Source organism: Weissella sp. DD23 (assembly GCF_001579105.1).
Taxonomy (GTDB): domain Bacteria; phylum Bacillota; class Bacilli; order Lactobacillales; family Lactobacillaceae; genus Weissella; species Weissella cibaria.
In genome coordinates, this window is the sequence record NZ_KQ970393.1 from 283,371 (window position 1) to 287,118 (window position 3,748).

Genomic DNA, 3,748 nt, shown 5'->3' on the forward strand with positions numbered 1-3,748 from the left:
AACCACGCGCGATCGTTATCAGTAATCCTAATAGAAGGCCTGACCTAATTAGGCTGACAATACCTTGCGGCCCTTTTGGCGGCGACGTGCAAGCACCTTGCGACCGTTGCTAGTGCTCATGCGCTTACGGAAGCCGTGTACACGCTCGCGGTGACGCTTCTTAGGTTGGTATGTACGCTTCATGTGAATACACCTCCCATTCGTAGTTAGATTTGGCCTGCGGTTGGCAAGGCCAAACCACAATTCGTATTTCAGTGTATCACGTAAGGTTCCAGTTGGCAACCTTTCTAAAGCACTTAATTCTTTTTTAACAAAAATTAAGTGTAACTGAACTTACTAATAGTATAGCACAACGCGAAATCGTCATGTTCAATTCTTAAGTCCTTAACTTTTTCTTTAAAAAAATTAAACAATCATCACCTACGAGTTATCCAGAAAGTAACAGAGCGTTATGTTTATAAAATCCAGACATGTAACAGAGTGTTAGTTTAGTTTTCCCCAATATCCACATTTTTTCCACAATCTACACAGGGGCTAGTAACTTTTCCGAGCTACCCCTGTGCATATGTGGATAACCGCTCAAATAGTTGATGTATCAACTTTAGCTTATTAACAAAGACTTGTAAATATCTAGTTTTACCCCTAACTTATCCACAGATATCCACAAATAACGTAAAATTCGAATTCACATCAAGTTGATAACTAAATTTTGGATATTAACAGGCTGTGGATATCACATAACGTTATTCAAATTCGCGAAAACCCTTGATATATCAGTGATATTCGCTGTGGAAAACTTATCCACACCCTGCTACAATGGAATCTGTTGAATTGCGCTTCTTAAGAAATTTAAGATTAGCGAACGTATTGTGGATAACTTCCACCCAAAGATTCAGATACTTCTACTTTTTAAGGAGGTCGTCCCGATGGATCCTGTCCAGCTTTGGAACGCCATTAAAGAAGAGCTACGCGAGTCCATCTCAACTGGCTTCTCCTTTGCTAATTACGTCGATACGTTGACGCCTTTACAAGTTTTAGAGAACAAAAACAATACGGTCACCTTACATTTATCGACCAACCATGAACAAGTGGCTGACGAATGGCTAAACCCAAGTAGTTCTTACTATCTCGCTTTCATGCAAGCAGCTATGACAGCAACGATGAAGCTGTATGGTCAACCAACGTTTATCGTCCCCTCGGTGACTTATATCTCACCACAACCAACTTCATTATTTGAGGTGCCGGCTACTGATGCCGCTCCTGAACAACAAAACACTACCGGCACTTCACCAGTAGCAGCTGATTTTGTTACGCAATCAATTTTGAATCCCGAATTCCGTTTTGAAACCTTTGTGTCTTCTGATGAGAACCGCGAAGCGTATGCTGTTGCGCAAGCCGTTGCGGATAACCCTGGTACCCAATGGAATCCACTATTGATCTATGGTGGCGTGGGACTTGGCAAGACACACTTAATGCAAGCAATTGGGAATAAAGTTTTAGAAAACAATCCCAACGCCAAAGTTAAGTTCATTACGACTGAAGATTTCATTAATGACTTCACGGAAGCTTTGCGTCGTGGTCAAAAAGAGACCGAAGCATTTAAGCGCGAATACCGCTCGACAGATCTCTTGCTAGTTGACGACGTCCAATTCTTGGCTGGTAAAGAAAAGATTCAAGAAGAATTCTTTAATACCTTCAATGCCATTACGCGAGAAAATCACCAAATCGTCCTGACATCAGATAAGTTACCAAAGGAAATTCCTGGCCTAGAAATGCGTTTGGTCACGCGTTTCGGGCAAGGTTATTCAGCAAACATTACGAAGCCTGACTTACCAACACGTGTCGCCATCCTACGTAACAAGTCAGATCAAGAAAACCTCAATATTCCAAATGATGTGATTGATGAAATCGCTGCGGCTGTTGATACGAACGTCCGTGATCTGGAAGGGGTCTTCAATCAAGTTGCTGGTAAGTTACGATTCGCATCACAGCCGGTCACGGTTGATACTGCTCGTGACATTCTCGAGACAATGAACTTCAAGCGGCAACGCGCCATCACGATTCCTATCATTCAAGATACGGTTGCAAAGTTCTTTGACGTGACCGTGCAAGACCTTAATGGTAAGAAGCGTAATAAGGAAATCGTGGTACCACGCCAAATCGCCATGTATTTGGCACGTGAGCTCACTCAAGACTCTTTGCCACAGATTGGCCGGGCCTTTGGTGGTAAGGATCACACAACGGTGATGCATTCAACTGAAAAAATCGATAACGCGATTGAAAATGATGCCTTATTGGCTGATCAAGTTCAGAAAATTCGTGAAGAGTTGAGCAATTAGTTCGAATGACCATTGTGAATTATTCACGAAGTTACCGAAAGTTTTCCACAGGGTTGTATACATATACCAATCCTTGATGTAATGGTATAGCTGAGGGTTTTGCACATTGTGCACACCCCTTATTACTATTATTATTTTTTTATTAATAAATAAATCAGTCAGTAAGCGATGCATGCGCAGCATGCCGAGCAAAAAAGGTTGAGGAGATAATCATGCAATTTACAATTAATCGAGCTGTTTTCATCAAAGCCATGAATAATGTCAGCCGTGCAATTTCATCACGTACATCAATGCCAATTTTGACAGGTGTTAAATTGGTCCTTGATAACAATGGCCTAACATTGACCGGTTCAGATACAGATATCTCAATCGAAACAGTTATTCCGGTAACCGATGATCAAGCAACGTTGCAAGTATCTGAACCAGGTGCCTTGGTTTTGCCAGCCGCCTTCTTCTCAAATATTGTTAAGCGTTTGCCGGGCGAAACATTCACCCTTTCAAACACAACTGGTTTCCAAGCTAAAATCACTTCTGAAAATTCAGAATTTGATATTAATGGCCAAGATGCTAATAACTACCCACACTTACCAGAAATTGAAGTCCGCAACAATTTGACGTTGCCAGCTGAAACATTGACTGAAGTAATCGGTCAAACCGTTATTGCTGTTTCAAAGCAACTTAGTCAACCAATCTTGACTGGTGTGCACTTTATTTTGGCGGGTGGTAATTTGACAGCGGTCGCAACGGACCGTCACCGTTTAGCCCAACGCACAGTGGCATTTGGTGATTCAGATGTTAGTGCCGACATCATCGTGCCAGGTCCTTCATTGAACCAATTGCAAGCAATGTTGGATGAAGTCGAAACAGTTGATGTTCGTGTGGCTGAAAACCAAGTTATTTTCCAACTTGGGGCTAACACGACGTTCTACTCACGTTTGTTGGAAGGAAACTACCCTGATGCTTCACGCTTGATTCCAACTGAAAAGCGGACGACTTTGACGATTAATGCCCGTGACTTGTTGCAAACAATTGAGCGTGCTGCCTTGCTTAGTCACGAAGGACGTTCAAATGTTATTCAATTTACGGTTAGCGACGAAAAGTCATTGATTTCATCAAATTCACCTGAAGTTGGACGCGTTGAAGAACAAATCTTTGCGGCCGAAACTGCCGGTGATGAATTGACGATTTCATTTAACCCTGATTACATGCGCGAAGCATTGAAGTCATTTGGAGATGAGCAAATCCAAATTGGCTTCAAGACTGCGTTGGATCCATTTACCTTGGTACCAACCAACAATGAAACAAACTTTATTCAATTGATTACACCAGTGCGTACTTACTAATTACCGCATTGCGTAATTTATAGGCTAAAAAGCCGAAAATTGCTGTTTAAGGAAAAAACAGTAATT

3 protein-coding genes are annotated in these 3,748 nt (G+C 41.8%); 2 read left to right on the top strand and 1 reads right to left on the bottom strand.

Annotated features, from left to right (window positions below; genetic code table 11):
* Positions 1 to 48: 48 nt before the first annotated feature.
* Positions 49 to 183, bottom strand: a complete 135-nt coding sequence (rpmH, locus tag WEIDD23_RS07405; RefSeq protein ID WP_002828338.1) for a 50S ribosomal protein L34 — start codon at positions 181 to 183, stop codon at positions 49 to 51.
* 743 nt (positions 184 to 926) lie between these two features.
* On the opposite strand from rpmH, the gene dnaA reads away from it, so the two are divergent.
* Positions 927 to 2,339, top strand: a complete 1,413-nt coding sequence (dnaA, locus tag WEIDD23_RS07410; protein WP_010372579.1) for a chromosomal replication initiator protein DnaA — start codon at positions 927 to 929, stop codon at positions 2,337 to 2,339.
* A gap of 212 nt (positions 2,340 to 2,551) precedes the next feature.
* Entirely contained in the window at positions 2,552 to 3,682 is a 1,131-nt protein-coding gene (gene dnaN, locus WEIDD23_RS07415; RefSeq protein ID WP_010372570.1) for a DNA polymerase III subunit beta, read from the top strand.
* Positions 3,683 to 3,748 lie beyond the last annotated feature (66 nt).